A 26,721-nucleotide genomic window follows, 5' to 3' on the forward strand; every position below is an offset into this window, starting at 1 on the left:
TCCGCGCGCCTCCCGCTCCGGCCCCTGTCCGCAACGCTAGTCGAAAAACGTGCAGCAATGATAGATCAATTTTTTGACCCGCCGGGTGCAATTCTGTTGACCCGCCGCGAAAGCTTTCCCAGTATCGCCCCACAAACCGCCGGCACGAGCGGTATCGAGACACCAGGGAGGATCGTTCTCATGACATTCACGCAGATACCCGCCATGCGCCGCGCGGTGGCCGGATCGGTTTCCGCGATCGCGCTGTTCAGCGCCAGCTCCGCCCTCGCGGTCGAGCTGGACCTGATGATTTCCGATGTCGACGGCAAGGCGAACATCATCGCCGAGTTCGCCGAGCGCTACCAGGAGGTCAATCCGGACGTCGAGATCACGCTCAACGCCGTGGGCTACAACGTGATCCGCGAACAGCTGCCGATCCAGATGGAGGCCGGCACCGGCCCGGACCTGGCCTTCGTCACCAATCTGGGCGGTCTGAACCCCTATTACGTGGACCTGACCCCGCATGTGGATGCCGAGGCCTGGGAAGCGGCCTATGGCGCGGTGCTGCCCTGGTACCGGGCCGGCGCGCCGGACGGGATCTACGGCTTCCACACCGAGATGACGGTGACCGGACCCTACGTCAACCTGACCATGTTCGAGGAGGCGGGCGTCGAGGTGCCGGCCGATGGTGCGACCTGGGAGGAGTGGGCCGAGGCCACCGCGCAGGTGATGGACGAGACCGGCGCCTATGCCGCGATGGTCATGGACCGCTCGGGCCACCGGATGGCCGGCCCGGCCATGTCCTACGGCGCGGCCTATTTCGATGCCGACGGCAACATGGTGATCGACGAGGGGTTCCGCACCTTCGCGCAGCTGATGATCGACTGGCACAATGACGGGCTGATGCCGCCGGATATCTGGCCGGCCGTCTCGGGCAGCAAATATGCCAACGGCAACGAGATGTTCTTCAACCAGGACACGCCGTTCTACATGTCGGGCTCGTGGAACACCGGCAACGTGCAGAACAACGTGGGCGACAAGTTCGACTGGACCGTCGTGCCCGTGCCCTGCGGCCCGGCGGGCTGCGGCGTGATGCCGGGCGGTGCGGGGCTTGTGGCCTTCCAGTCCGACGACCCCGAAAAGGAAGCCGCCGCGGCGCAGTTCGTCGCCTGGATGGGCGAGGAGGCGCAGGCGCGCGAGTGGTATTCCCGCACCTTCGCGATCCCGGCCCATGCCAAGCTGCAAAACGAGGGGCTGGACTATGTCGCGGCCGGCGCCTCCGAGCAGGTGGCCGAGGGTCTGACCGCCTTCACCAAGATGGCCGCACGGGCGGCCGAGCAGACGCCGCAGGCCTATGACCTGCAGGGCGATCCCAAAAACTTCGTGATCTTCAACGCCACGACGCAATACCTGGCCGCGGCGATGAACGGCGAGCTGACGCTCGACGAGGCGATCGAGAAGATCGAGGAAGAAGTGGCGACCAACGCCAACTGAACCCGACCGGAGGCAGGGCGGGCCCGTAGGCCTGCCCTGCGCCCCCCGAGGCTGGGAGCCCCTGCATGACACCTGCCGGATTGCTGATGGCTGCGCTGGGCCTGTTCTGGGGTCTTGGCGGCACCATCTGGCTGTTGAGCCATCGCCGCTACACGCTGCGGCAGGTGCCGCAGTTCTTCATGGACCTGCTGGGCTTCCCGGTGGAGCTGGCGCAAAGCATGTTCGGCCGCGTCGGCGTGCCCTACGCGCTGCTTCTGCCCAACATGCTGATCTTCGGCTTCTTCACCTTCCTGCCGATGATCCTGAACCTCTATGTCTCGATGACCGGGGGCGGGTCGATCGCGCTGTTCGACCGGCCCTTCGTGGGGTTCGAGAAATACGCCGATCTCTTCGATTGCGAGACCATCTTCTCGCCGCGGACCTGCTCGAACCCCGGCTACAATTTCTGGACCGGCATGTTCAACACGCTGTGGTTCGTGCTGATCCAGGTGCCGGCGCTCTGCGTCGTGGCGCTGCTGACCGCGCTGGTGGTCAACCAGAACATCCGCGGGCGCGGCTTCTGGCGGGCGATGTTCTTCTACCCGGTGATGCTGTCGCCGGTGGTGATCGCCAATATCTGGAACTGGGTGCTGCACCGCAAGGGCGCGCTGAACGCGGCCATCGGCGAGACCCGCGAGGGGCTGTCGCTGCTGGCCGGCGTGGCCGGGTTCGACATGGTCATGACCGTGCTGATGGCGGTGCTGCTGCTTCTGGCCAGCGAGCGGACGCTGCGCGCACAGGACGACCCCTCGACCGCTTGGGCGGCGGTGTTCGGACTGCTCTTCGCGCTGGTCTGTGGCTGGGCCGCGCCGCTCAGCCTCATGGGCCTGTCGGGCAGCTTCTGGCTGGGCGTGGCGCTGGCCGGCGCGCTGGTCTGGCTGGTCTCGAGCGGGCACCGGTTGGCCCGGGCGGCGGTGATCGGGGCGGGGATCGTTTCCGTCCTGCTGCTGCTGATGGTGCAGTTCGACGCGGTGTTCGATTTCGGCCGCTACCGGCCGATCAACTGGCTGGTCACGCCCAATACCGGCTGGCCCTTCTTCTGGCTGGTCTTCGTCTTCTGCTGGAGCCACATGGGCTTCTACATGCTGATCCTGCTGGCCGGTCTGCAGGCCATCCCGCGCGATCTCTACGAGGCGGCCAAGATGGATGCGACCAAGCCCTTCCGCGCCTTCTGGCGGATCACCCTGCCGCTGATCATGCCGACGCTGACCGTGGTGATCGTGCTCAGCCTGATCCGCAGCTTCCAGATCTTCGACGAGGTCTACCTGCTGACCGGCGGCGGGCCGGGGCGCGAGACCTTCATGGTGGTGCAGAACATCTACGAGGTGGCCTTCGCCAAGGACATTCCCGATTACGGGCAGGCCGCGGCGGGATCGGTGCTGATGGCGATCGTGATCGCGGTCTTCACCTTCTTCCAGCTCTGGATCACCCGCAGGCAGTCCGAGCTGTGATCGCGGCCGGGCGCCAGAAAGCCGCGTCGACGCGGCTTGCTTACGCGGTTTGCAAACCGCGTGTCCAAGGCCGTTGCAACGGCCTTCCTTCAAGGCGCTTCGAAGCGCCTTGCCCGCGACAGGAGGCCCCGTCATGAGCATTGCCACCTTCCTGACCCGGACCCGCGGCAACCGCGACACCGCGCAGCCCTTCGGCGTGCAGGATTTCCTGGCCTATGGCTATCTCGTGCTCGGCGTGCTGATCATCCTCGTCCCCGTGCTCTGGACCTTCTTCAGCTCGATCAAGTCCGAGGTGGCGGTGGACAGTTTCGACACGCGCGTCCTGCCCATGGCCCAGGTCGAGGCCGAGATCGACGGCGTCGGCCCCAAGCCGGTCTGGATCCACACCGCCCCCGACGGCACCCGGACCGAGGTCTTCAAGGCCGGGCCCACCCGCATGATGACCGAGGTGGCCCGCCTCGCCGCGCCCGAGGACGTCTACGAGGTGCCGCGCGACGAGCTGGCCCCCAAGGAAGAGGTGCGCGTCGCCGTCGAGAACTATCTCGACCCGCTCCTGAAACGGAACGGGCAGGAGAACTTCCACTTCGCCACCTATCTCTACAACTCGGTCTTCGTCACCGTCGCGGCCACGCTGATCACGCTGCTGATCAATGCCATGGCGGCCTTCGCCCTGTCGAAATACCGCTTTCCCGGAAGGCTGACATTCACGCTGCTGATCGTGGCCACGCTGCTCATCCCGGCCTCGATCATCCTGGTCTCGCTGTTCTTCGTGGTCTGGTCCTTCGGCATCTTCGGCTCGCTCTGGGGGGTCATCATTCCCGCCGCGGCCACGCCCACCGGGGTCTTCCTGCTGCGCCAATACATGCTGACCATTCCCGACGAGCTGCTTGAGGCCGCGCGCATGGATGCGGCCAGTGAATGGCGCATTTTCTGGCGCATCATCATCCCGCTGTCGCTGCCTGCGCTCAGCGTGCTGGCCATCCTGTCGGTGATCTGGCGCTGGAACGATTTCCTCTGGCCGCTGATCGTGCTGATCTCGGACCCCAACAAGCACACGCTGCAACTGGGGCTGACCCAGTTCGCCGGAGAGTTCAACTCGGACTTCCACTACATCCTGGCCATGACCGTCGTGACGCTGATCCCGATCACGCTGGTCTTCGTCTGGCTGCAGCGCTTCATCACCACCGGGATCGCGACCACGGGTCTGAAATGACGCATACGCTGGAACTGAACGACATCCGCAAGAGCTTTGGGCAGGTCGACGTGATCCACGGCATCGACCTGGCGATCGAGGATGGCGAGTTCGTCGTCTTCGTCGGCCCCTCGGGCTGCGGCAAGTCCACCCTGCTGCGCCTGATCGCGGGGCTGGACGATCCCAGCTCGGGCGACATCCTGCTGCGCGGCCGCCGCGTCAACGGCGTGCCCGCCTCCGAGCGTGGCCTGTCCATGGTGTTCCAGAGCTACGCGCTCTACCCGCACATGTCGGTGCGCCAGAACCTGTCCTTCGGGCTCGAGAACATCCGCATGCCGCGCGAGGAGATCCGCAGCCGGGTCGAGGACGCCGCGAAGCTTCTGCAGATCGAGCACCTGCTCGACCGCCGGCCCGGCCAGCTGTCGGGCGGGCAGCGCCAGCGCGTGGCTATCGGGCGGGCCATCGTGCGCGAGCCGGTGATCTTCCTCTTCGACGAGCCGCTTTCAAACCTCGATGCCGAGCTGCGCCTGCAGATGCGGGTCGAGATCTCGAACCTGCACGCCCAGCTGGGCAACACGATGATCTATGTCACCCATGACCAGATCGAGGCCATGACCATGGCTGACCGCATCGTGGTGCTGCGCGGCGGGCGGATCGAGCAGGTGGGCCGGCCGCTGGATCTGTACAACCACCCGGCCAACAAGTTCGTGGCGGGCTTCATCGGCGCGCCACAGATGAACTTCCTGTCCGGCACGCTGGACGGCCGCGTCCTGACGCTGGACAGCGGCATGGTGCGCGACGTGCCGGTGGCCGAGCCGGGGCAGGGCGAGACCGTGACGCTGGGCATCCGGCCCGAGGCGGTGGGCGTCTCGCTCGACGGGCATGGCGACGAGCAGATCACCGTCGAGAACTACGAACAGCTGGGCGCGGTCACCTATATCTATGGCGTCTTTCCCAATGGCGAGAGCCTGACCGTCCAGCACGCCCACCAGATCCCGCTGACCCGCGGCCAGACCATCGGCGTCAGCTTCCCGACCGAGGCGTTCCACATCTTCGGTGGCGCGGGCGAGCGGGCGCTGGAGATGCAGCGATGAAGGTGGCTCTGATCGGGCTGGGCATGGTCTCGGGCACCTATGCCGACGCGCTGGCCAAGGCCCGCGGCCTTGACCTTGCACTGGTCCATGCCCGCAGCGCCGAGAGCCGACGCGCCTTTCTGGCCGATTGGCCCGATCTGGGCGCGACAGCGGCTGACAGCGTCGAGGCGGTGGCTGCCTCGGACGTGGATTTCGTGATCCTGACCACGCCGCCCGATGCGCGGGTGGAGATCGTCGACGCGCTGCTGCGCGCCGGCAAGCCGATCCTGATGGAGAAACCGGTGGAGCGCACCGTCAGCGCCGCCGCCGCGCTGGTCGAGCGCTGCGAGGCCGCCGGTCTGCCGCTGGGCATCATGCTGCAGCACCGCGCCCGGCCCGTCGTGGCCGATCTGCGCGCGGTGATGCCGGATCTGGGCGCGCTGCGCATGGCCGAGGTCAACGTGCCCTGGTGGCGGCCGCAATCCTATTACGACGCGCCCGGGCGCGGCAGCTATGCGCGCGACGGCGGCGGGGTGATGATCAGCCAGGCGATCCACACGATGGACCTGATGCTGTCGCTGACCGGCCCGGTGACCGAGGTCTCGGCGCTGAGCGCCACCACGGGCTTCCATGACATGGAGGCCGAGGATTTCCTCTGCGCCGGGCTGCGCTTTGCCAATGGCGCGGTGGGGCAGTTCTTTGCCACCACGGCCAGCTTCCCGGGACGCGGCGAGACGATCACCCTGCATTTTGCCCATGGCTCGGCCCGGCTCGAGGCCGGGATGCTGCGGGTCGAGTACCAGGACGGGCGCAGCGACAGCTACGGGCAGGCGGTCGGCTCAGGCGCGGGGGCGGACCCGATGGCCTTCACCTCGGACTGGCACCGCTTCGTGATCGAGGATTTCGCGCAGGCGCTGCGCGAAGGCCGCCCGCCGCTGGTGCCCGGGCGCGAGGCGCTGGCCGTGCACCGGCTGATCGCGGCGCTGGAACGCGCCGGCGAGACGGGCCGCACCGTGACGCTCGACGCGGCCTGACAGGCGCGCATCGGCACAGACCAACCCCGGGGGAACGGAACCATGCCCTTCAAACTTGGCGTCATCGGCATCGACCATGGCCATATCTTCGGAATGCTCTCGAACATGCAGGCGCAGGGCTGCAGCTGCGCGCAGTACTGGACCGACGGCAGCCCGGTGACCGAGAACAAGTTCAACGAGGTCTTCCCCGATCTGGACCGGGTGGCCGACCGCCGCGCCATCCTTGATGATCCGGACGTGCGGATGGTGCTGATCTCGGCCGTGCCCGCGGATCGCGCGGGGCTAGCGATCGAGGCGATGGAGGCCGGCAAGGACGTGATGGTCGACAAGCCCGGCTGCACCACGCCCGACCAGCTGGCCCAGCTGCGCGAGGTGCAGGCCCGCACCGGGCGGATCTGGTCGGTCAACTTCTCGGAACGTTTCCAGGTGCCCAGCGTGACCCGCGCCTCGGAACTGGTGGCCGAGGGCGCCATCGGGCGGGTCATCCAGACGGTGAACCTCGCCCCGCACAAGCAGAACCTCAAGACCCGCCCCGACTGGTATTTCCAGCGCGAGCGCTATGGCGGCATCCTGTGTGACATCGGCAGCCACCAGATCGACCAGTTCCTGCATTTCACCGGCTCGACCGAGGCGCGCGTGGTGCATGCCCATGTCGAGAACACGACCCGCCCGGAACATCCCGGCTTCCAGGACTTCGGCGAGGCGACGCTGATGGGCGATGGCGGGCACGGCTATGTGCGGCTGGACTGGTTCACGCCGGACGGTCTGCCCACATGGGGCGACGGGCGGCTCTTCATCCTGGGCACCGAGGGCACGATCGAGTGCCGCAAATACACCGATATCGGCCGGCCGCATCAGACCGACACGCTGTTCCTCGTGAACGGGACCGAGAACGCGCTGATCGACTGCCGCGAGGCGGGGCGGCCCTATTTCGCCCGGCTGGTGGCCGATGTGCAGGACCGCACGGAAACCGCCAATCCGCAGGCCATGACTTTCCTGACCATGGAACTGGCGATCCACGCCCAGCTGATGGCCGAAACCCATGCGTGACGTGGCCATCATCGGCGCCGGGATCGGCGCGCAGCACATGGCAGGCTTTGCCGCACTGCCGGATCTCTTCACCGTGCGCACGGTCTGCGATCTGGACACGGCCCGCGCCGCCGAGATGGCGGGTGACGCGGCCGTCACGGATGATTTCGCCGCGGTGCTGGCCGATCCGCAGATCGACATCGTCGACATCTGCCTGCCGCCGCACCTGCATTTCCAAGCCTGCATCGACGCGCTGGAGGCGGGCAAGCACGTGATCTGCGAAAAGCCGCTGGTGCGCTCGCTGCGCGAGGCCGACGCGCTGATCGCCACGGCCGAGGCCACCGGCCGGCAGGTCTTTCCGGTCTTCCAGTACCGCTACGGCATCGGCGCGGCGCAGCTGCGCGCGCTGCAGGCCGCGGGGCTTGCCGGGCGCTGCTATGCCGGCACGCTCGAGACCCATTGGGACCGGCCCGCCGCCTATTACGAGATCGACTGGCGCGGCACATGGGCGGGCGAATCGGGCGGCGCGGTGCTGGGCCACGCGATCCATATTCATGACTTCCTGCCCGCTTTCCTGGGGCCGGTGGCGCAGGTCTATGCCGATCTGGCCACGCGGGTGAACAAGATCGAGGTCGAGGATTGCGCGGCCCTGTCGATCCGCATGGCGGACGGTGCGCTGATCACCTCGTCGGTGACGCTGGGCTGTGCCGAGAATATCAGCCGCATGCGCCTGATGTTCGAGGGGTTCACCGTCGAAAGCGACCATGCCCCCTATGCACCCGCGGCCAAGCCGTGGCGCTTCAAAGCGCGCGCGCCCACCACGCAGGCGCAGATCGACGCGGTGCTGGACGACCTCGGCCCCGAGGCCGCGCCTTGGTATCCCGGCCTGTTCCGCGCGCTCTCGGCTGCGCTGGATGGCCAGGGCGGGCAGGAGGTGACGCTACAGGACGGGCGCCGCTCGATCGAGTTCGTGACGGCCGTCTATGCCTCGGCCCGCGCGGGCGCGCCGGTGACGCTGCCGCTGGGCGCCGATCACCCGCTCTATGACAGCTGGCTGCCCTGAGCCATGCCGGGGCTGTGCGCGGCCTCGCGGGCGCGGGTCCTCTCCGAGCTGGCCGGATCGCTTTACGGCCCGGTGCCGCGGCCGCCCGACGCGCTGGAGGTGAGCTGCCAGCCCTGGACCGGGTCGCATGCCTTGTGGCTGCGCATCACCGCGCGGGTCGGCACGGGCGCTTTCACGGTCGATGCGGCGCTCTGGCTGCCATCGGGACCGGGCCCCGCGCCGCTGATTGCCGGGCTCGACTTCCTCGGCCCCGTGGGGATGAGCGCCGATCCCGGCTTTCCGCTGGACCCCGATGCCGTGGTCTCGCCCCGTCCCGATCTTGGCGCGGCGGATGGGCGGCTGCGCGACGCGATGCGCGGCGCCTCGACCTATCGCTGGCCGCGCGACCTGCTGCTGCGGCGCGGCTACGCGCTGCTGCTGAGCTGCTACGGCTCATGGGTGCCGGATGATCCGCAGGCATGGCGCGCGCATGGGGTGAAGCCGCTGATCGACCCCGACGGGCCGTCCGGCGCGATCTCGCTCTGGGCCTGGGCGCTGATGCGGTTGCTGGATGTGGCCGAGAAATGGCCCGAGATCGACGCGGGCCGCATGACCGTCGCGGGGCATTCGCGGCTGGGCAAGGCGGCGCTCTGGGCCGCGGCGCAGGACGGGCGCATCCGGGGCGTCTATGCCAACCAGTCGGGCTGTGCCGGGGCGGCCCTGTCGCGCCATCCCGAGGGCGAGACCTTGGCCCAGCTGGCCGATCGCTTCCCCCACTGGCTGTGCCCCGACCCGGTGACCGACCCGGGCGCTCTGCCAATGGACCAGGACCGGCTGATCGCGGCCTGCGCGCCGCGCGGGGTCTACCTGGCCGCGGCGGCGGGCGATGGCTGGGCCGATCCGGCGGGCAGCTACCGCGCGCTGCAGATGGCGGCGCGTGCCTGGCCCGATGCCCATATCGACACCCCGCCAGAAATCGCATTGCGCCCCGACCAGCCGATCCTGTCGGGCCCGCTGGGCTGGCACCTGCGCCCCGGCGGGCACGAGATGCTGCCGCAGGACTGGGTTCGCGTACTGAACTGGCTGGACCGGCTCAGCCCCGCATCCGAAGATGCCCGGGATCATAGGGGCAGGGCGGGATGACCTCGGCCGGAACGAGATCGCCCAGCAGGTCCAGCGTGACCCGCGTGCCCGGGGTCGAGAGCGCGGGCGCCACGAAGGCCAGCGCCAGGTTCAGCCCCGTCCGGTGCCCCCAGGCGCCCGAGGTCACCGTGCCCATGACGGCCCCGTCCCGCATGGCCGAGGCGCCGGGATGCGCGGCCCGGTCCGTCGCCGCGACCGAGAGCGTCACCAGCCGTCGCCGCGGCCCCGCCTCTTGCCGGGCCAGAAGCGCCGCTTTGCCATGGAAGTCCTTGTCCAGCCGGACGAATCGGTCGAGCCCTGTTTCGAACGGGTCGAACTCGGTCAGCAGGTCGGCCTTCCAGTGCAGGAAGCCCTTTTCCAGCCGCATGGACTCCACCGCCCGGCTGCCGAACAGCCGCAACCCCTGCGCGGCCCCGGCCTCGCGCAGGGCGGTGAAGGCGACCAGCAAGCTGGCATTGGGCACGTGGATCTCGTAGGCCAGCTCGCCCGAGAAGCTGACCGACATCACCGTGACCGGCGCGATCCCGACAAATGCCTCGCGCACCGACAGCCACGGGAAGGCGCCGGCCGACCAGTCGCCCCGGCTGACCGCACAGAGCACCGCGCGCGCCTTGGGCCCGGCCAGCACCAGCACCGTGTGGCTGTTGGTCAGCGAAGTCAGGCGCACATCCTCGTCCGGCCGAACGTGCTGGCAGAGCCAGTCCATGTCGTGGCGCGCCGAAGCGGCGGCCGAGCCGTACCAGATCCGCGGCCCACCGCGATCCGAGGCGGGCAGGCGGGCAAAGGTGGCCTCGGCCTTGACCATGCCGTGATCGTTCAGCAGGTAGCCCAGTCCGACCCGCCCGTCGCGCGCGGGCAGGCGGCCGCAGCACATCCGGTCGAGGAAGGCCTGCGCATCCGCCCCGGTGATCTCGATCCGGTTGAACCCGTTCACCTCGGCCAGCCCGACGGCCTGCTGCACGGCGCGCACCTCCTCGGCCACCACGTCGAACGCCTCGTCGAAGCGGAAGCCGTGGGTCACGGTGAATTCCGGGGCGGGGCGGATATACTCCACCCGCTCCCAGCCATCGACCGGGGCAAAGGCGGCGCCCTCGGCGGCCAGCACCGGGGTGAGCGGCGTGGTCTTGGCATTGCGCCCGGCGGGACGTTGTTCGTTCGGGAAGTGGAAACGGAACTCATTGCGGTACTCCTGGATCGCCATCTGCGAACAGAGCTCGGTATTGGCCTCGGGGCCGAAGCGGCGCGGATCCAGCGCCCAGGTGTCGTAGCAGGCCTCGCCATGCACAATCTGCTGCGCCAGAAGCCAGCCATGGCCGCCGCCCTCGCCAAGGCCCGCGCGCAGCCCGATGATACAGAAGGCGTTGCGCCGCCCCGGGATCGGGCCGACCAGCGGCGCGCCGTCGATCGTGTAGGTGATCGGCCCGTTGACCACGCGCTTGATCCCGGTCTCGCGCAGCGCCGGCATGCGGGCAAAGGCGCCCTCGAGCACGTCCATGATCCGGTCGAGGTCATCCGGGCAGAGCGCGTTGGTGAAATGCGGGTCGATCCCGTCCATCCCCCAAGTGCGGCAGTGCTGCTCGTAGAAGCCGACCAGCAGCCCGCCGCGTTCCGGCCGGCAGTAATAGTCGCTGATCGGGCAGCGCAGCAGCGGCATCCGGTGGCCGGCCGCGGCGATGGCGGGGATGTCCTCGGTCACGAAATACTGGTGCTCCATCGACATGACCGGGTGATGCACCCCCATCATCGCGCCGACCTCGTTCACCCGGTAGCCGCAGGCATTGACCACGATCTGCGCGTGGATCTCGCCCTGCGGCGTGGTGACGATCCAGCTGTCATCGTCCAGCTGGCGCAGCCCGGTGACGGGCGTGTTGCGCATCACCTCGGCGCCTGCCTTGCGCGCGCGGCGCGCCAGCGCCTGGCAGAGCTGTGCGGGGTCGATATCGCCGTCCGACGGATCCCAGAGCCCGCCCAGCAGGTTCTCGGTCGAGATCAGAGGATGGCGGCGGGCGCATTCGGCCGCGTCGAGCACCTCGAACTCAACCCCCATGCCGCGCGCCATCGAGGCGAAATGGCGATAGCCGTCCATCTGCGCCTCGGTGTTGGCCAGCCTTATGCCGCCATCGCCATGGTGATAGCCCACCGGGTAGTCGGGATCGTCGCGCAGCTCCTGGTAGAGCGCGATGGAATGCGATTTCAGCCCGACCATGGTCTGGCTGGTGCCGAAATTTGTCACCTGCGCGGCCGAGTGCCAGGTGGTGCCCGAGGTCAGCTCGTCCCGTTCGAGCAGCATCACGTCGGACCACCCCTCCCGTGTCAGGTGATAGAGGGTCGAACAGCCGGCGATCCCGCCGCCGATCACCACCACGCGTGCCGAATTGCGCATCCTGCCTCTCCTGTTGGTCTGCCCCGCATCGGGGCGCATCGGCGCGGCGGGGGCAAGGCACGCAAGGGCAATTCGGCTTTCCCGAAACCTTCATTTCAACAGGCTGCATCCGCAACTTGGCGCTTGCCACGCCGCGGGGCCCGGCGGTTGACTGGGCCATGTCGGATGCAAACCTGCGCAAGCCGCGCCGCGGAGGACGCCGTGCGCGCCATGACACACGGGCTGCGGGCCCGCCCAACCCCTGCCCGCCGGGGCAGCGGGGCGGTCAGTACCAGCCGCTGTCGCCGCGCGAGATGCAGGCGATCCTCGACACCGCGCTGCGCCTGCTGGACGAGCTGGGCATGGGCGACGTGCCCGAGCGCCTGCGCGGCGACCTGCTGGCCGCGGGCGCGCGCGTGGCGGGCGACCGGGTCTGCCTGCCGCCCGCGCTGGTCGAGGCGGCGATCGCGGCGTGCCCCAAGCGCTTTGTCCTCCACGGGCGCGACCCGGCCCGCTCGATCACGGTGGGCGGCGAGGCGGTGCATTTCGGCTCGGGCGGGGCGGCGGTGCAGGTGCTGGACATCGATACCGGGCTCTACCGCCCCGCGACCCTGCGCGACCTGCATGATTTCACCCGGCTGCAGGACAGCCTGGTCAATATCGGCTGGTTCACGCGCTGCTGCATCGCCACCGACCTGGCCGATCCGTTCGCGCTGGACGTCAACACGGTGCACGCGCTGTTGCGCAACACGACCAAGCCCGTGGGCACGGCCTTCACGCTGGCCGAGCATGTGGCGCCCATCGTGAAGATGCTGGACGTGGCGGCGGGCGGGCCGGGGGCCTTTGCCGAACGGCCCTTCCTCAAGGCGCATGTCAGCCCGATCATCTCGCCCCTGAAGTTCGGCGCCGACGCGGTGGCTGTCAGCTATGAATGCGTGGCGCATGGCATCCCGATCAACGCGATCACCGCGGCGCAATCGGGCGCCACGGCGCCGGCGACGCTGGCGGGGTTCCTTGCGCAGTCGCTGGCCGAGACTCTGGCCAGCCTCGTCATGGTGCACGTGATGAAGCCCGGCCACCCGATGATCTTCTCGAACTGGCCCTTCGTGGTGGACCTGCGCAGCGGCGCCTTTTCTGGCGGCGGGGCCGAGGTGGCGGTGCTGAACGCGGCCTCGGCGCAGCTGTCGAACTGGCTGGGGCTGGTCTCGGGCGTGGCCTGTTCGATGACCGATGCCAAGGCGGTGGACGCGCAATACGGGGCCGAGAAGGCGATGACCGCGCTGGCCGCGGGGTTGGCGGGCGGCAATCTCGTCTATGAGAGCGCCGGCATGACCGCGGCGCTGCTGGGCGCGAGCTTCGAAGGGTTCGTGCTGGACAACGAGATGCTGGGCGGGGTCTACCGCGTGCTGCGCGGCATCGAGGTCAGCCCCGAGACGCTGGGTTTCGAGACGATCCGCGAGACGGTGCAGGGCGCGGGCCATTTCCTGGGCGCGGCGCAGACCCGTGCGGCGATGGAGCGCGACTATCTGTACCCGCGGCTGGCTGACCGGCTGGCCCCGGTGGCCTGGGCCGAGCAGGGCGCGCTGAACGCCTGGGGCCGGGCCCGGGTCGAGGCGCGCCGCCTGCTGGAGGCGCCGCATCCCGGCTTTCTCGATGCCGCGCAGGAACGCGCGATCCGCGCCATGCTGCCCGTCGCGGGCTGAGCGTCAGACCGAGACCTTGGAGAGCAGCAGCTCGCGCGGGGTGTCCGCCTTGGGCGCGTCATGGATCACCGCGCCGCGTTCCAGCGCCACGAAATGATCGCCCAGATCGAAGGCGAAATCAAAGAACTGCTCGACCAGCACGATGGCCATGTCGCCGCGCCCGCGCAGGTATTTGATGACCTCGCCGATCTGGGTGATGATGTTGGGCTGGATGCCCTCGGTGGGCTCGTCCAGCAGCAGGAGCTTGGGCCGGGCCACCAGCGCTCGGGCGATGGCCAGCTGCTGCTGCTGGCCGCCCGACAGGTCGCCGCCGCGGCGGTGCAGGAAGTCCTTGAGGATCGGGAAGAGCTCGAAGATCTCGTCGGGCACGTGACGGTCGTCCCGCGGCAGGCAGGCATAGCCCGTCTCGAGATTCTCGCGCACGGTCATCAGCGGGAAGATGTCGCGCCCCTGCGGCACGTAGCCCACCCCCAGCCGGGCGCGGTGATGCGCGGGCATCTGGCGCGGCATCTCGGTGCCGTCCAGCGCCATGCCCCCGCCCGAGCGCGGATGGGTGCCCGAGATCGCCTTGAGCAACGAGGTCTTGCCCACCCCGTTGGTGCCCATCAGGCAGGTGACCGCGCCGGGCCGGGCCTGCATCGAGATGCCGTGCAGGATCTGGCTGTGGCCGTAATGCAGGGTGAGGTCGGTCAGCGTCAGCATCCGCGCTCCTGTCCGGAAAGGCGGCGCCCGTGGCCGGCGCCGGATTTGAGTATTTGCAAAGAGAAGAAGCCCATGCGCTCAGCGCCCCAGATAGACTTCGATCACCTGCGGGTCGCCGGTCACGTGGTCGATGCTGCCCTCGGCCAGCACCGATCCCTCGTTCAGCACGGTGACCTTGCAGTTCAGCCGGCGGACGAATTCCATGTCATGCTCGACCACGATCACCGCGTGGTCGCGGCCCAGATCGACCAGCATCTCGGTGGTCTTCTCGCGCTCGGCCGGGGTCATGCCGGCCGCAGGCTCGTCGACCAGCAGCAGGCGGGGCTCCTGCGCGAGCAGCATGCCGATCTCGAGCCATTGCTTCTGGCCATGGCTGAGCTCGCCCGCGGGGCGGGTCAGCGCCTCGGAAAGCCCGATGCGCGCGGCGATCTCTTCGATGCGGGCGGCGCCGGCCCTGGTCTTGCGGTAGAGCAGCACGTCGAAGGGGCCGCGCGGGTTCTTCAGCGCCATGGCGAGGTTCTCGCGCACGCTCTGCGCCTCGAAGACGGTGGGTTTCTGGAACTTGCGGCCGATCCCTTCGCGGGCGATGCGCGATTCCGACAGGCCGAGCAGCGAGATGCCCTTGTCGCCATAGAGGATGCGGCCCTCGTCGGGTTTGGTCTTGCCGGTGATGATGTCCATGAAGGTCGTCTTGCCGGCGCCGTTGGGGCCGATGATGGCGCGCAGCTCGGGTTCGCCGATCTGGAAGGAGAGGTTGTTGATGGCGCGGAACCCGTCGAAGGAGACCGAGACGCCGGACATTTCCAGTAGTGTGCTCATGACTTCCTCACCAGCTTGTCGACCAGCCCGCCGAGCCCCTGCGGCGCGAAGAGCGTGACGGCCACGAAGGACAGGCCCAGCAGCACCAGCCACCAGTCGGTCCACTGGATGGTGTAGATGCCGAGATCGATATCGGGCGCGCCGCCGCCGGTGAACCAACTGGATAGCAGGGTGACGAAGACCGTGCCCAGCACCGCCCCGTAGAGCCGGCCGCGCCCGCCGATGGCGACCCAGACGGCGAGGTAGATCGAGGCGATGGGCGCGATCTCGGCGGGGTTGATGATGCCGGCCTGCGGGTAGTAGAGCGCCCCCGCGATGCCCGAGACCACCGCCGTCAGGGTGAAGACGAAGAGCTTGTAGCTTTCCACGTGGTAGCCGAGGAAGCGCACCCGCGCCTCGTCGTCACGGATGGCGCGGATCACGCTGCCCATCTTGCCCGAGACCACCCAGGCGAAGAGCACGTAGCCCAGTGCCAGCGCCAGGGCCGAAGCCCAGAAGAAGGCGATCGAGATCTGCGATTGCGGCGTGGCCTCGAAGCCGGGGATGTTCTGCAGCCCCGACAGCCCGTTATTGCCGCGCAGCCCGCTGTCGTTCTGGAAGAGGTAGAGCGACAGGGCGAGCGTCATGGCCTGGGTCAGGATCGACAGGTAGACGCCGGTGACGCGGCTGCGGAAGGCCAGCCAGCCGAAGACCAGCGCCAGGAGCCCCGGCACCAGCACGACCATGGCCAGTTGCAGCGGCAGCGAATGGGCAAAGGCCCAGATGGCGGGGAATTCCGAGGCGCCGACCACGCCGAAGATCTGGCTGGCGATGGCGTCCGAGACCTCGGCTTCGGTCGGCGGGATCACCGCGGCGGCGAGGTTCTCGGTCACGATGGCCTCGGTGCGGGCATACATCAGCCACATGCCGATGGCATAGCCGCCGATCCCGAAGAAGGCGAAATGCCCCAGGCTCAGGATGCCGCAATAGCCCCAGACCACGTCCATGGCGATGGCCACGAGGCACAGGCACAGCGTCTTGCCCAGCGTCTTGACGAAGGAGGTCGAGAGCACCGCGGTGCCATAGGCCTCGGACAGCACGGTCACGCCGAGGGTGAACAGGCCCAAAAGCCCGATGAACCACAGGATCGAGGGGTTCTGCGCGAGAAAGCCGCGGGTCATGTCAGGCCTCCGGTCTGGGGTGCGGTGCGCGCGCGGGGCGGCCGGCCCTTGCGCGGCGGTTGCGGGGCAGGGGGCTGGGGGAGATGCGCGCCGGCGCGGATCAGGAGCACATGCATCGGATCAATCCCCCGCCGCGCGGCCCTTGAGGGCGACGATGCCCTTGGGACGGAACTGGATGAAGAGGATGATGAAGAGGATCATGTAGGTCTGCGCCGCCAGCGTGTTGGAGGGGTTGAAGAACTCGATCCCCTTCTGCAGGAAGCCGATCAGTGTGGCGCCCGCCAGCGTGCCCCAGACATTGCCGACCCCGCCCACGACCACGGTCATGAAACTCTGCACGATATAGTCCGAGCCCATCTCGGAGGTGACCTTGGCATAGAGCCCGATGGCCACGCCGGCGATGCCCGCGATGCCCGAGCCCAGCCCGAAGGTCATCATCTTGATGCGGTCGGGGTTGATCCCCATCGAGGCCGCCATGCGCGGGTTCTGGGTGACCGCGCGCACCTCCAGCCCCAGCCGCGTCCGTTTCAGGATGAAGAGCAGCAGGCCGAGGAAGAGCAGCGCCAGCACGAAGATCGCGATGCGGATATAGCTGATCTGGATCACGTCATTGATCACCCAGGCGCCGTCCAGCCAGCCCGGCGAGGTCAGCGGGCGGGCCTGCGTGCCGAAGATGTTCTTGGCCAACTGCTGCAGCGCGATGGACACGCCGAAGGTGGCCAGCAGGGTTTCCAGCGGCCGGTCGTAGAGCCAGCGGATCACCAGCCGCTCCATGGCGACGCCCGCGGCAAAGGTGATGGCGAAGGCCAGCGGCAGGGCGACCACCAGCGAGACGGTGTAGTTCTCGATGAAGAGCTGCACCACGTAGCCGGTATAGGCGCCCATCATGATGAACTCGCCATGCGCCATGTTGATCACGCCCATCACCCCGAAGGTGATGGCCAGCCCGATCGCGGCAAGGAAGTAGATCGAGGCCAGCGAGACCGCGTCCAGCGCGAGATCGGCGGCCTGCCCGGCGGCGACGCGGGTCTGCACGCTGTCATTGGCGGCGCGCGCGGCATCGGTGACGGCGCTGTCCTCTTCGTCATAGGCCTCGTAGATCGTCCAGCTGGCCAGCGCGGCATCGACGGTGGCCGGGGTGGCGCGCTCGGGCACCAAGCCTTCGGCCGCCAGCCCGTCATAAGCGAGGAGACGCCCGGAGCGTGTGGCCAGCCGCGCGATGGGCAGCCCGCCCACCTTGCCGCCCTCGACATGGGTCTCGAGCAGGCCGCGGATGCCGGAGGGGTCCAGAACGGGGGGCAGGTCGGCGGCCTCGCGCATCAGCGCATAGGCTTCCTCGCGCGGCAGGTCGGTGCCGGGCTCCAGCACGCGGGCGAGGTTCACATCATCGGGCACCTCCTGCGCGACCTCGACCGAGGTGTCGAGGATCTGCGACAGCACGGCACGGCCGTCGACGCTGGAATCGGTGGCCAGCGCCTCGATCGCGGCGACGCGGGCCTCCGTGCTGTCGCCGAAACGGGCGACGAGGTAATTGGCCAGCCGCTCCTTGCGCAGGCGCAGCGCGGGGTCGGGCTCGCCCGCGATGGAGCCGCGCAGCGGGCCCAGCTGGTCGGGGTCGAGGTTGCGGGCGATGGCATCCAGCGCGTCGCGCCGCCGGTCGATGTCGGGATCGCTCAGCTGGAACTGCACCAGTGCCTCGGAGATGACACGGCGCACGCCGCCATTGGGCTTGATCTGGTCCAGCCCGTCGGTCGGCACGTCCTCGGCCACCGTCTCGCCGGTGGTCAGGTCCAGCAGCGCCACGGTGTCGCCGCTGCCATCGATGCGGAAGAACAGCCCGTCGGCCTCGCGGACATAGATCTCCTTGTTCTGCCAATCCTCCAGGAAGGCGGGCACGCCCGGCAGGCCGGAGCCGGCCAGCGCCTCGATCGCAGGGCCCACGGTCCGGCGCGAGGGCTTGGCGATCTCGGCCTGGTGCTGCTGCAGGATGGCCTGCAGGTCCGGGGCGGGGCCCGGCGCGGTCTCCTGCGCCTGCAGGGCGGCCGGCAGCCACGCGCAGAGAAGGGCTGCGAGAAATACTCGGAGCATCGGAAATCCTGTCCTGAAGGGAGGTCAGGACGGGTGCGCACACCCGTCCTGCGAAAGAGCCCGGGGGCTCAGTAGTTCGACTTGATCTGCACGCAGGTCTCGGTCTCGGTGTTGTACATGCCGCAGCCCAGCTCCTGCCAGTCGGACTTCAGCACCGCCGATTCCGGCAGGTAGTCGGTCCAGGCATCGCCCGGCACTTCCTCGGTCTGGCTGATGATGTCGAACTGACCGTCGGCCTGGATCTCGCCGATCAGCACCGGCTTGGCCAGGTGATGGTTCGGCAGCATGACGGCGGTGCCGCCGGTCAGGTTCGGGAATTCCTGCCCGTACATCGCGTCGCGCACCGCGTCCACGTCGGTGGTGCCGGCATCCTCGACCGCGTTCACCCACATGTTGAAGCCGATGTAATGCGCCTCCATCGGGTCATTGGTCACGCGCTCTTCGCCCATGCGTTCCTTCCACGCGGCGACCCATTCGGTGTTGGCCTCGCTCTCGGCGGACTGGAAGTAGTTCCACGCCGCCAGGTGGCCGACCAGGTTCGAGGTGTCGAGGCCCGACAGCTCTTCCTCGCCGACCGAGAAGGCCACGACGGGAATGTCATCGGCCGAGACGCCGGCCGCCGCGAGCTCCTTGTAGAAGCCGATATTGGCGTCGCCGTTGATGGTCGAGATCACGCCCACGAAAGAACCATCCTCGCCCAGTTCGACCACGTCCGACACGATGGTCGACCAGTCGGAATGGCCGAAGGGGGTGTAGTTGACGAAGATGTCCTCTTCGGCGATGCCCTTGTCCTGCAGGTAGGATTCAAGGATGTTGTTGGTCGTGCGCGGGTAGACGTAATCGGTGCCCAAGAGCGCGAATTTCTCGACGCCCAGCTCTTCGAGGAAATAGTCCACCGCCGGGATCGCCTGCTGGTTCGGTGCGGCGCCGGTGTAGAACACGTTCTTGGAGCTTTCCTCGCCCTCGTACTGCACGGGGTAGAACATCAGCCCGTTCAGCTCTTCCAGGACCGGTAGCACCGACTTGCGGCTGACAGAGGTCCAGGAGCCGAAGATCACGTCGACCTCGTTCACGGTCAGCAGCTCGCGCGCCTTCTCGGCGAAGAGCGGCCAGTCCGAGGCCGGGTCGACCACCACGGCCTCCAGCTCGCAGCCCAGCAGCCCGCCGGCCGTGTTCTGCTGCTCGACCAGCATCAGCATGGTATCCTTCAGCGTGGTCTCGGAAATCGCCATGGTGCCCGAGAGCGAGTGCAGCACGCCGACCTTGATCGGGCAGGCGGCCTCTTGCGCCGAGGCGGCGCCCGAGATCAGAGCGAGCGTGGCGGCACCGGACAGCAGTTTCGTGAAATGGGTCATTCATCTCTCCCCTGCAGACGCACCGCTTGCGCCGCCCGGGGGCAGCGGCTAGCACGCGTCTGCAACTATTGTTGCATCCCGTGTGGCGGTCCGGTCGAGGTCCAAGTCGCAAGGACCGTCACACACCCCCCGGATCACTGACAGCGGACAGCATGTCGGCAGGCCCCTTCAGTCATTCTGCGCTGCCGCGTAACGGTCAATTGCGCTCCGGCGATTGACCATGCCTCCCCTCGGATTGCCCAATTTTGCGGCGCTGAGCCGGCGATGTGGTCGATTATTGGGCGCCATTTCGGGGCTGGCGCCGGTTTCGCGGTGGAATCGTTGTCGTTGGGGGCCGGACATGCTCAACGAAACGGCGAAACTGGGCACGGGGACCGAAGTGACACGCCATCTGCGGACAGACGACCTGACCCGTGACGCGGCCGTGCCCCGCGCCGAGGGGGCGCTGACCCTGCGGGCCAAGGCGCGCGACGGGCAGAGCGCGCTGGCGGCCTATCGCGGGGCGGGATGCCTCAAGGCGCTTTTCCCGCGCGGCCGCGAGAGCGTCGAGGCGATCGTCATCAACAGCTCGGGCGGGCTGACCGGCGGCGACCGGCTGGACCTGGACCTGGCCGTCGGGGCGGGTGCGGCACTGACTGTGACCACGCAGGCGGCCGAGCGCGCCTATCGCGCCGCGGCCGGCGAGGCGCGGGTCACCAGCACCGCGCAGGTCGCCGCGGGCGGGATGCTGTCCTGGCTGCCGCAGGAGCTGATCCTCTACGATGGCGCGGCGCTGCAGCGGCGGCTGCAGGTCGCGCTGGAGCCCGGCGCAAGGCTGCTGCTGGTCGAGCCGGTTCTTTTCGGCCGCCGCGCCATGGGCGAGCAGGTCCGCCAGCTGGCCTTCCGCGACCGGATCGAGATCACCCGCGCCGGGCGCCCGCTCTATACCGATGCGCTGCGGCTGGACGGCGATGCGGTGGCGCAGCTGGCCCGCCCGGGCGTGGCCGGCGGCATGGGGGCCATGGCCGCGCTGGTCTACGTGGCCGCGGATGCCGAGGCGCAGCTGCCCCGCCTGCGCGCCATGCTGCCCGCCAGCGGCGGCGCCTCGCTGATCGGCGCCGACCTGCTGGTGCTGCGCCTTCTGGCGCAGGACGGCTTTGCCCTGCGCCAGGCCCTGCTTCCCATCCTCGACCGGCTCAGCCGCGAGACCCTGCCCGCGTCATGGAGACTCTGACAGATGCAACTGACCCCGCGCGAAAAAGACAAGCTGATGGTGGCCATGGCGGCCGAGTTGGCCCGCAAACGGCTGGCCCGCGGCGTCAAGCTGAACCATCCCGAGGCCATCGCCCTGATCACCGACGCGGTGGTCGAAGGCGCGCGCGACGGCCGCTCGGTCGCGGACCTGATGCAGGCCGGTGCCGAGGTGATCACGCGCGACCAATGCATGGAGGGCATCGCCGAGATGATCCACGAGGTGCAGGTCGAGGCCACCTTTCCGGACGGCACCAAGCTGGTGACCGTGCACGAGCCGATCCGGTGAGACATGAGTATTTTCAAAGAGAAGAAGCGGGGAGACGTGCAGATGACCAGGCGTTTGACGGGTGGTGACGACAGGGCGCTTCTGCGCGCGGGCCCGGAGGGGGGCGCATGATCCCCGGTGAACTGTTCCCTGCCGAGGGCGAACTGGAGCTGAATGCCGGGCAGGTGGCGATCACGCTCATGGTGGCCAATACCGGCGACCGGCCGGTGCAGGTCGGCAGCCATTACCATTTCGCCGAGGCGAACCCGGCGCTGGCGTTCGACCGGGACGCGGCGCGTGGCCACCGGCTGGACATTGCCGCGGGCACCGCGGTGCGCTTCGAGCCCGGTCAGCGCCGCGAGGTGCAGCTGATCCCGGTGTCGGGCGCGCGGCGGATCTTCGGTTTCAACCAGCAGATCATGGGGGCGCTGTGACCATGACCCCCTTTCTGCCGGATGCGGCGCGGATGATGCGCACGCAGGCCTTCATGACGGCCCTTGCCACCGAGGCGGGCGCGGTGATCTGGATGCGGATGCTGGGGCTCTGCGGCGCCTGGAGCGTGGCGCCGTCGGAATCCGCCACCATGATCGCCGAGAAACAGGCCGCCTTTGCCCGCGCGGGCGAGGCCGGGCTGCGCGCCAGCTATCGCGGCCAGTCCCCCGATGCCGTGCTGATGGCCACGCTGGCGCCGATCCGGCGCACCACGCGCGCGAACCATGCCCGGCTGACGCAGAGCGGCCCCAAGACCCTTCGCTAGGAGACCCAGATGCCCGCCACGATCAAACGCGCCGATTACGCGGCCATGTTCGGACCGACCACCGGCGACCGGCTGCGGCTGGCCGATACCGACCTGATCATCGAAGTCGAGCGCGACCTGACCACCTATGGCGAAGAGGTGAAGTTCGGCGGCGGCAAGGTGATCCGCGACGGCATGGGCCAGAGCCAGGCCACCCGGGCCGAGGGCGCGGTGGACACGGTGATCACCAATGCGCTGATCGTCGACCATACGGGCATCTACAAGGCCGATATCGGGCTGAAGGACGGGCGCATCGCGAAGATCGGCAAGGCGGGCAATCCTGACACCCAGCCCGGGGTCGACATCATCGTGGGGCCCGGGACCGAGGCGATCGCCGCCGAGGGGCGGATCCTGACCGCGGGCGGGTTCGACAGCCATATCCACTTCATCTGTCCGCAGCAGATCGAGGACGCGCTGCATTCGGGCCTGACCACCATGCTGGGCGGCGGCACGGGCCCCGCGCATGGCACGCTGGCCACCACCTGCACGCCGGGGCCCTGGCATATCGGGCGGATGCTGCAGGCGGCCGATGCCTTCCCGATGAACCTCGCCTTTGCGGGCAAGGGCAATGCCTCGCTGCCCGGCGCGCTGGAGGAGCAGGTGAAAGCGGGGGCCTGCGCGCTGAAGCTGCACGAGGACTGGGGCACCACGCCGGGCGCCATCGATTGCTGCCTGTCGGTGGCCGATGCCTGGGACGTGCAGGTGATGATCCACACCGACACGCTGAACGAGAGCGGTTTTGTCGAGCATACCGTCGCCGCCATGAAGGGCCGGACGATCCATGCCTTCCACACCGAAGGGGCCGGGGGCGGGCACGCGCCCGACATCATCAAGATCTGCGGCGAGGATCACGTGCTGCCCTCGTCCACCAATCCCACGCGCCCCTTCACCGCGAACACGATCGACGAGCATCTCGACATGTTGATGGTCTGCCACCATCTCGACAAGTCGATCCCCGAGGATGTGGCCTTTGCCGAAAGCCGCATCCGGCGCGAGACCATCGCCGCCGAGGACATCCTGCACGACATGGGCGCCTTCTCGATCATCGCGTCCGACAGCCAGGCCATGGGCCGGGTGGGCGAGGTGCTGATCCGGACCTGGCAGACCGCCGACAAGATGAAGAAGCAGCGCGGGCGGCTGGCGGACGAGACCGGCGCCAACGACAACCTGCGGGTGCGCCGCTACATCGCCAAGTACACGATCAACCCCGCCATCGCGCACGGGATCGGGCACGAGATCGGCAGCATCGAGGAAGGCAAGCGCGCCGACCTGTGCCTCTGGTCGCCGGCCTTCTTCGGGGTCAAGCCCGAGATGGTGCTGCTGGGCGGCACCATCGCCATGGCGCAGATGGGCGACCCCAATGCCTCGATCCCGACGCCGCAGCCGGTCTATTCCCGCCCGATGTTCGGCGCCTATGGCCGCTCGGTCGAGCGCTCGGCGGTGACTTTCGTGTCCGCCGCGGCGCAGTCCGAGGGGATCGGCGCCACGCTGGGCCTGGCCAAGGACACGGTGGCGGTCCGCAACACCCGCGGCATCGGCAAGAAGGATCTCGTCCTGAACGACGCGACCCCGGTGATGGAGGTCGACCCCGAGACCTACGATGTGCGCGCCGATGGCGAGCTGCTGACCTGCCAGCCGGCGGCGGAGCTGCCCATGGCGCAGCGCTACTTCCTGTTCTGAGTGGCGACGATGCCCGGCCATCCCCTCCTGCGCGCGTCAGAACGGCTCGATCAACGCGAAATCCTCCGCCATGTCCCAGGGCGGCGCGGTGTCGCGGCGGGGCCGCGTGGTGACGACCTGTGTCTCGACCGTTTTCCAGTAGCGCGGATCCTCGCGGATATGGTCCGGCAGCTGCTGGCCATCCAGACGGCGCGACACTTGCCGACGCACGTCCAGCGTGAAGCTCTCGCCGCTGACCGTCCCGTTCGGCCGCGCGTCCAGGATCGCCTGCCACAGCACCTGTTCCCGCGCTTTCAGCGCCTTTATGCGGCCGCGCAAGACACCCAATTCATCGGCGATCTCCGCCAGTGGTCCGTCCCGTCTCATGCCCCAGAGATAGCGGCGCCGGGTAAAGACCGGGTAAATACCTCCCCTTGGCCGGGCCACCGCGCCGCCGGCCACCACAGACCGGAGCCCAGAATATGAGCGATCTTCCCGTCACCCAGACCCTGCACCGCAAGGGCACATGGACCGGCCCGGCCGACTGGCTGGAGCTCAGCTATGACGACCGGTTCTTTCGCCGCAAGAAGCTGGTGAGCGATGGGGGCATCGGCTTCGTCGCGGATTTCGCGCAGACCCTGTCGCTCGATCACGGGGATGCGCTGGAGTTGCCCGGTGGCCGGCTGGTCGAGATCGTGGCCGCGCCCGAAGACCTGTTCGAGGTGCGCGGCCCCGCGCTGGCCCGGCTGGCCTGGCATATCGGCAACCGCCACACGCCCTGCCAGATCGAGGGCGCAGCACTGCTGATCCAGCGCGACCCGGTGATCGGCCACATGCTGGAGCATCTCGGCGCCGAGCTGGTCGAGGTGCGGCGCCCCTTCACGCCCGAGGGCGGCGCCTATGGCCATGGCCGCACCCATGCGCATGAGCATGGCAAGAGCGCCCATGCCCATTGATCCGCGCCTGCTCACGCTGACGCAATGGCTCTCGCCCGCCTACCCGCTGGGCGCCTTCGCCTATTCGCACGGGCTCGAGGCGGCGGTGCAGGGCGGGCAGGTGTCCGACGGGCGCGACCTTCAGGCTTGGCTGGAAGACCTGCTTGCGAGCGGGACAGGGCGCAACGACGCGATCTGGATCCGGCTGGCCGCCGATCCGGCGGCCGATCTCGCCGCGCTCGATGCCGAGGCGCGCGCCTTCCAACCCTCGGCCGAACGGCTGCGCGAGGCCGACCGGCAGGGCGCGGCCTTTGCCCGGGTGACGGCCGAGATCTGGAATCTCGACCTGCCGCCGCTGCTATTGCCCGTGGCGCTGGGCCGCGCGGCGGAGCAGATGGGGATGGACCCGGGCGCGGTGGCCGCGCTCTACCTGCAGGGCTTTGCGGGCAATCTCGTGGCGGCGGGCCAGCGGCTGCTGGCGCTGGGCCAGACCGAGGCGCAGGGGATCCTCGCCGCGCTGGCGCCGCTCTGCCAGTCGGTGGCCGAAGCGACCGAAGGCGCGGGGCAGGGCGATCTCTGGTCCGTGGCGCTGCTCTGGGATATCGCGTCCATGCAACATGAAACCAGCGAACCGAGGCTCTTCCAGTCATGACACAGTTGAACGGCCCGCTGCGCGTGGGCATCGGCGGCCCGGTGGGCGCGGGCAAGACCACGCTGACCGCGCGCCTCGCCGATCGCCTGAAAGGCGACTACTCCATCGGGGTGATCACCAATGACATCTACACGCAGGAGGATGCCGAGGCGCTGATGCGGTTGCAGATCCTGCCGGCCGACCGGGTGATCGGGGTCGAGACCGGGGGCTGCCCGCATACCGCGATCCGCGAGGATGCCTCGATCAACCTTGCCGCCGTGGCCGAGATGCGCGAGCGGCACCCGGAGGTGCAGATCGTGCTGATCGAATCCGGCGGCGACAACCTGTCGGCCACGTTCAGCCCTGAGCTGGCCGATCTGACGGTCTACGTGATCGACGTGGCCGCGGGCGAGGAGATCCCGCGCAAGGGCGGCCCCGCGATCACCCGTTCGGACCTGCTGGTGATCAACAAGACCGATCTCGCGCCGCATGTGGGCGCGTCGCTCGAGGTGATGGAGCGCGATGCGACCCGCATGCGTGCCGGCCGCCCCTTCGTCTTCACCGCGCTGCGCCATGACGAGGGCGTCGATGCGGTCCTGCGCCAGATCACCGAGATCTCGGGCCTCTGAACAATGCGCGGCGAAGCGGCTTCGAAGCCGCTTCCACACCGCCAGGACCGGCCGTCATGCGCGGTCCCGACCCGTGTCATGGGCGGCGGCGCTGGATAGACGCGGTGTCCCGGGCCAGGAGCGCGGGGGAAGCGGCTTCGAAGCCGCTTCCGCGGCGCCCGGGATCGCGGTCACGCGCCATGCAGGCGGGCGCGCTATTCCGAGATGAAGCGGCGTTCCATCTCGACCTCCTGCGCGCGCATCAGCCCCCAGGCGGTTTCCATATGCGCCTTCATGATCGCCCGGGCCGCGCCGGCATCGCCCTCGCGCAGGGCCATCACCAGCCGCGCCTGGTAGTCGCGCCCACGCGCCCAGAGCTGGGCGTTGGGCGGCGCGTAGAGCTGCCGGTAGACGGTCAGGTCCGACAGCAGGTTGACCATGAAATCGATCACGAAGCCCAGAAGCGGGTTCTGCGCCTGTTCGGCCAGGATCGCATGGAAGCGCAGCGAGGCGACGTGCTGCGCGCGTTCCTCGTCCAGCGTCCGCGCCGGGGCGGCATATTCGGCGATATTGGCCTCCAGCTGCGCCAGCACGGTCTCGGGCAGCGTGCCGGCCAGCGTGGCCACCAGTTCGGGCTCCAGCGCCAGGCGCAGCTGGTAGATGTCGCCGATCGTCAGGTTGCGGAAGTAGAAATAGTTGCCCAGCAGCGCCTTGGCCCGGGCGCGGCTGACCTCGTGCACGAAGCTGCCGCCACCGGGTCCGGTGCGGGTCTTGACCAGCCCCTGCGCCTCGAGGATGCGCATCGCCTCGCGGATCGTGCCCTTGGACATGCCGAAGCGCTCGATCAGCGCGGCCTCGCCGGGCAGCCGGTCGCCGGCGGCCAGGCCCTGTTCCACGACCCAGGACTTGATCGCCTCGGCGACCTGCAC

The 26,721-nt window shown here is 68.7% G+C and carries 25 protein-coding genes; 17 read left to right on the forward strand and 8 right to left on the reverse strand.

Annotation, left to right across the window (positions count from 1 at the left end):
* Window positions 1–180 precede the first annotated feature (180 nt).
* The 8 genes from AVJ23_RS22905 to AVJ23_RS18170 all read left to right on the forward strand — a co-directional run bounded on the left by AVJ23_RS22905 (window position 181) and on the right by AVJ23_RS18170 (window position 9,476).
* Window positions 181–1,473, forward strand: a complete 1,293-nt coding sequence (locus AVJ23_RS22905; protein WP_058863639.1) for an ABC transporter substrate-binding protein — start codon at window positions 181–183, stop codon at window positions 1,471–1,473.
* A gap of 65 nt (window positions 1,474–1,538) precedes the next feature.
* Window positions 1,539–2,963, forward strand: a complete 1,425-nt coding sequence (locus tag AVJ23_RS18140) for a carbohydrate ABC transporter permease (protein ID WP_157772704.1) — start codon at window positions 1,539–1,541, stop codon at window positions 2,961–2,963.
* Window positions 2,964–3,096: 133 nt separating this feature from the next.
* Window positions 3,097–4,176, forward strand: coding sequence for a carbohydrate ABC transporter permease (locus tag AVJ23_RS18145; RefSeq protein ID WP_058863641.1), 1,080 nt, complete (start codon window positions 3,097–3,099; stop codon window positions 4,174–4,176).
* The gene (locus tag AVJ23_RS18150; protein ID WP_058863642.1) at window positions 4,173–5,249 is read left to right on the forward strand and encodes an ABC transporter ATP-binding protein; all 1,077 of its coding nucleotides are present in this window, start codon (window positions 4,173–4,175) and stop codon (window positions 5,247–5,249) included. Before AVJ23_RS18145 ends, AVJ23_RS18150 begins: the two co-directional genes overlap by 4 nt.
* Window positions 5,246–6,262: a Gfo/Idh/MocA family protein gene (locus tag AVJ23_RS18155; protein ID WP_058863643.1), complete on the forward strand. Its 1,017-nt coding sequence runs from the start codon at window positions 5,246–5,248 to the stop codon at window positions 6,260–6,262. Before AVJ23_RS18150 ends, AVJ23_RS18155 begins: the two co-directional genes overlap by 4 nt.
* Before the next feature lie 42 nt (window positions 6,263–6,304).
* Window positions 6,305–7,312: a Gfo/Idh/MocA family protein gene (locus tag AVJ23_RS18160; protein WP_058863644.1), complete on the forward strand. Its 1,008-nt coding sequence runs from the start codon at window positions 6,305–6,307 to the stop codon at window positions 7,310–7,312.
* Entirely contained in the window at window positions 7,305–8,354 is a 1,050-nt protein-coding gene (locus AVJ23_RS18165; RefSeq protein WP_058863645.1) for a Gfo/Idh/MocA family protein, read from the forward strand. The genes AVJ23_RS18160 and AVJ23_RS18165 overlap by 8 nt, the downstream gene beginning before the upstream one ends.
* Before the next feature lie 3 nt (window positions 8,355–8,357).
* A complete protein-coding gene (locus AVJ23_RS18170) occupies window positions 8,358–9,476 on the forward strand; it encodes a glucuronyl esterase domain-containing protein (protein WP_058863646.1) in 1,119 nt (372 codons plus the stop codon).
* Here the strand turns inward: AVJ23_RS18170 and AVJ23_RS18175 are convergent.
* Window positions 9,427–11,859 (reverse strand): GcvT family protein, encoded by a 2,433-nt coding sequence (locus AVJ23_RS18175; RefSeq protein WP_058863647.1) that lies wholly within the window; start codon window positions 11,857–11,859, stop codon window positions 9,427–9,429. The genes AVJ23_RS18170 and AVJ23_RS18175 overlap by 50 nt on opposite strands.
* Window positions 11,860–12,017: 158 nt before the next feature.
* Here AVJ23_RS18175 and AVJ23_RS18180 point away from each other — a divergent pair, with 158 nt between their 5' ends.
* Window positions 12,018–13,541 carry a trimethylamine methyltransferase family protein gene (locus AVJ23_RS18180; RefSeq protein WP_058863648.1) on the forward strand — a complete coding sequence of 508 codons (1,524 nt, stop codon included), beginning with the start codon at window positions 12,018–12,020 and terminating at the stop codon, window positions 13,539–13,541.
* Between the two features lie 3 nt (window positions 13,542–13,544).
* On the opposite strand, the gene urtE is transcribed toward AVJ23_RS18180, so the two are convergent.
* From urtE to urtA, 5 genes are all read right to left on the reverse strand, one after another.
* Window positions 13,545–14,243 (reverse strand): urea ABC transporter ATP-binding subunit UrtE, encoded by a 699-nt coding sequence (gene urtE / locus AVJ23_RS18185; RefSeq protein WP_058863649.1) that lies wholly within the window; start codon window positions 14,241–14,243, stop codon window positions 13,545–13,547.
* 78 nt (window positions 14,244–14,321) lie between these two features.
* On the reverse strand, window positions 14,322–15,062 hold the full coding sequence (gene urtD, locus AVJ23_RS18190) for an urea ABC transporter ATP-binding protein UrtD (protein WP_058863650.1): 741 nt from the start codon (window positions 15,060–15,062) through the stop codon (window positions 14,322–14,324).
* Window positions 15,059–16,222, reverse strand: a complete 1,164-nt coding sequence (urtC, locus tag AVJ23_RS18195) for an urea ABC transporter permease subunit UrtC (protein ID WP_058863651.1) — start codon at window positions 16,220–16,222, stop codon at window positions 15,059–15,061. Before urtC ends, urtD begins: the two co-directional genes overlap by 4 nt.
* Before the next feature lie 120 nt (window positions 16,223–16,342).
* A complete protein-coding gene (gene urtB, locus AVJ23_RS18200) occupies window positions 16,343–18,310 on the reverse strand; it encodes an urea ABC transporter permease subunit UrtB (RefSeq protein WP_058863652.1) in 1,968 nt (655 codons plus the stop codon).
* Between the two features lie 68 nt (window positions 18,311–18,378).
* On the reverse strand, window positions 18,379–19,665 hold the full coding sequence (gene urtA, locus AVJ23_RS18205) for an urea ABC transporter substrate-binding protein (protein ID WP_058863653.1): 1,287 nt from the start codon (window positions 19,663–19,665) through the stop codon (window positions 18,379–18,381).
* A 379-nt stretch (window positions 19,666–20,044) separates the two neighbouring features.
* On the opposite strand from urtA, the gene AVJ23_RS18210 reads away from it, so the two are divergent.
* The 5 genes from AVJ23_RS18210 (at window position 20,045) to ureC (ending at window position 23,639) form a co-directional block, all read left to right on the forward strand.
* A complete protein-coding gene (locus tag AVJ23_RS18210) occupies window positions 20,045–20,878 on the forward strand; it encodes an urease accessory protein UreD (protein WP_240484715.1) in 834 nt (277 codons plus the stop codon).
* Window positions 20,879–20,881: 3 nt separating this feature from the next.
* The gene (locus AVJ23_RS18215) at window positions 20,882–21,184 is read left to right on the forward strand and encodes an urease subunit gamma (RefSeq protein ID WP_058863654.1); all 303 of its coding nucleotides are present in this window, start codon (window positions 20,882–20,884) and stop codon (window positions 21,182–21,184) included.
* Window positions 21,185–21,291: 107 nt separating this feature from the next.
* Window positions 21,292–21,597, forward strand: coding sequence for an urease subunit beta (locus AVJ23_RS18220; RefSeq protein WP_058863655.1), 306 nt, complete (start codon window positions 21,292–21,294; stop codon window positions 21,595–21,597).
* Window positions 21,598–21,599: 2 nt separating this feature from the next.
* A complete protein-coding gene (locus tag AVJ23_RS18225; protein ID WP_058863656.1) occupies window positions 21,600–21,920 on the forward strand; it encodes a hypothetical protein in 321 nt (106 codons plus the stop codon).
* A 9-nt stretch (window positions 21,921–21,929) separates the two neighbouring features.
* Window positions 21,930–23,639, forward strand: a complete 1,710-nt coding sequence (gene ureC / locus AVJ23_RS18230; protein ID WP_058863657.1) for an urease subunit alpha — start codon at window positions 21,930–21,932, stop codon at window positions 23,637–23,639.
* 36 nt (window positions 23,640–23,675) lie between these two features.
* On the opposite strand, the gene AVJ23_RS18235 is transcribed toward ureC, so the two are convergent.
* Entirely contained in the window at window positions 23,676–24,005 is a 330-nt protein-coding gene (locus AVJ23_RS18235) for a hypothetical protein (RefSeq protein WP_157772705.1), read from the reverse strand.
* A 95-nt stretch (window positions 24,006–24,100) separates the two neighbouring features.
* Between AVJ23_RS18235 and AVJ23_RS18240 the strand changes: the two genes are divergently transcribed.
* Genes AVJ23_RS18240 through ureG form a run of 3 tightly spaced genes read left to right on the forward strand, consistent with a single transcriptional unit; the run spans window position 24,101 to window position 25,813 of the window.
* Window positions 24,101–24,574: an urease accessory protein UreE gene (locus AVJ23_RS18240; RefSeq protein WP_058863659.1), complete on the forward strand. Its 474-nt coding sequence runs from the start codon at window positions 24,101–24,103 to the stop codon at window positions 24,572–24,574.
* Complete coding sequence (locus AVJ23_RS18245) at window positions 24,564–25,205, forward strand: urease accessory protein UreF (protein ID WP_058863660.1); 642 nt, start codon at window positions 24,564–24,566, stop codon at window positions 25,203–25,205. Before AVJ23_RS18240 ends, AVJ23_RS18245 begins: the two co-directional genes overlap by 11 nt.
* A complete protein-coding gene (ureG, locus tag AVJ23_RS18250) occupies window positions 25,202–25,813 on the forward strand; it encodes an urease accessory protein UreG (RefSeq protein WP_058863661.1) in 612 nt (203 codons plus the stop codon). Before AVJ23_RS18245 ends, ureG begins: the two co-directional genes overlap by 4 nt.
* A gap of 194 nt (window positions 25,814–26,007) precedes the next feature.
* Here the strand turns inward: ureG and AVJ23_RS18255 are convergent, their stop codons facing one another.
* A complete protein-coding gene (locus AVJ23_RS18255) occupies window positions 26,008–26,721 on the reverse strand; it encodes a FadR/GntR family transcriptional regulator (protein ID WP_058863662.1) in 714 nt (237 codons plus the stop codon).

The sequence above is a fragment of the Pseudoponticoccus marisrubri genome, from assembly GCF_001482405.1.
In the GTDB taxonomy this organism is placed as follows: Bacteria; Pseudomonadota; Alphaproteobacteria; order Rhodobacterales; family Rhodobacteraceae; genus Pseudoponticoccus; species Pseudoponticoccus marisrubri.

Excerpts from the sequence above, each read along its gene's own strand:
- AVJ23_RS18155 (WP_058863643.1), top strand. The coding sequence starts at position 5,246 with ATGAAGGTGGCTCTGATCGGGCTGGGCATGGTCTCGGGCACCTATGCC.
- AVJ23_RS18145 (WP_058863641.1), top strand. The coding sequence starts at position 3,097 with ATGAGCATTGCCACCTTCCTGACCCGGACCCGCGGCAACCGCGACACC.
- ureC (WP_058863657.1), top strand. The coding sequence starts at position 21,930 with ATGCCCGCCACGATCAAACGCGCCGATTACGCGGCCATGTTCGGACCG.
- AVJ23_RS18240 (WP_058863659.1), top strand. The coding sequence starts at position 24,101 with ATGAGCGATCTTCCCGTCACCCAGACCCTGCACCGCAAGGGCACATGG.
- AVJ23_RS18245 (WP_058863660.1), top strand. The coding sequence starts at position 24,564 with ATGCCCATTGATCCGCGCCTGCTCACGCTGACGCAATGGCTCTCGCCC.
- ureG (WP_058863661.1), top strand. The coding sequence starts at position 25,202 with ATGACACAGTTGAACGGCCCGCTGCGCGTGGGCATCGGCGGCCCGGTG.
- AVJ23_RS18150 (WP_058863642.1), top strand. The coding sequence starts at position 4,173 with ATGACGCATACGCTGGAACTGAACGACATCCGCAAGAGCTTTGGGCAG.
- urtB (WP_058863652.1), bottom strand. The coding sequence starts at position 18,310 with ATGCTCCGAGTATTTCTCGCAGCCCTTCTCTGCGCGTGGCTGCCGGCC.
- AVJ23_RS18220 (WP_058863655.1), top strand. The coding sequence starts at position 21,292 with ATGATCCCCGGTGAACTGTTCCCTGCCGAGGGCGAACTGGAGCTGAAT.
- AVJ23_RS18235 (WP_157772705.1), bottom strand. The coding sequence starts at position 24,005 with ATGAGACGGGACGGACCACTGGCGGAGATCGCCGATGAATTGGGTGTC.
- AVJ23_RS18160 (WP_058863644.1), top strand. The coding sequence starts at position 6,305 with ATGCCCTTCAAACTTGGCGTCATCGGCATCGACCATGGCCATATCTTC.
- urtE (WP_058863649.1), bottom strand. The coding sequence starts at position 14,243 with ATGCTGACGCTGACCGACCTCACCCTGCATTACGGCCACAGCCAGATC.
- AVJ23_RS18170 (WP_058863646.1), top strand. The coding sequence starts at position 8,358 with ATGCCGGGGCTGTGCGCGGCCTCGCGGGCGCGGGTCCTCTCCGAGCTG.
- urtA (WP_058863653.1), bottom strand. The coding sequence starts at position 19,665 with ATGACCCATTTCACGAAACTGCTGTCCGGTGCCGCCACGCTCGCTCTG.
- AVJ23_RS18175 (WP_058863647.1), bottom strand. The coding sequence starts at position 11,859 with ATGCGCAATTCGGCACGCGTGGTGGTGATCGGCGGCGGGATCGCCGGC.
- AVJ23_RS18180 (WP_058863648.1), top strand. The coding sequence starts at position 12,018 with ATGTCGGATGCAAACCTGCGCAAGCCGCGCCGCGGAGGACGCCGTGCG.
- urtD (WP_058863650.1), bottom strand. The coding sequence starts at position 15,062 with ATGAGCACACTACTGGAAATGTCCGGCGTCTCGGTCTCCTTCGACGGG.
- urtC (WP_058863651.1), bottom strand. The coding sequence starts at position 16,222 with ATGACCCGCGGCTTTCTCGCGCAGAACCCCTCGATCCTGTGGTTCATC.
- AVJ23_RS18140 (WP_157772704.1), top strand. The coding sequence starts at position 1,539 with ATGACACCTGCCGGATTGCTGATGGCTGCGCTGGGCCTGTTCTGGGGT.
- AVJ23_RS18215 (WP_058863654.1), top strand. The coding sequence starts at position 20,882 with ATGCAACTGACCCCGCGCGAAAAAGACAAGCTGATGGTGGCCATGGCG.
- AVJ23_RS22905 (WP_058863639.1), top strand. The coding sequence starts at position 181 with ATGACATTCACGCAGATACCCGCCATGCGCCGCGCGGTGGCCGGATCG.
- AVJ23_RS18225 (WP_058863656.1), top strand. The coding sequence starts at position 21,600 with ATGACCCCCTTTCTGCCGGATGCGGCGCGGATGATGCGCACGCAGGCC.
- AVJ23_RS18165 (WP_058863645.1), top strand. The coding sequence starts at position 7,305 with ATGCGTGACGTGGCCATCATCGGCGCCGGGATCGGCGCGCAGCACATG.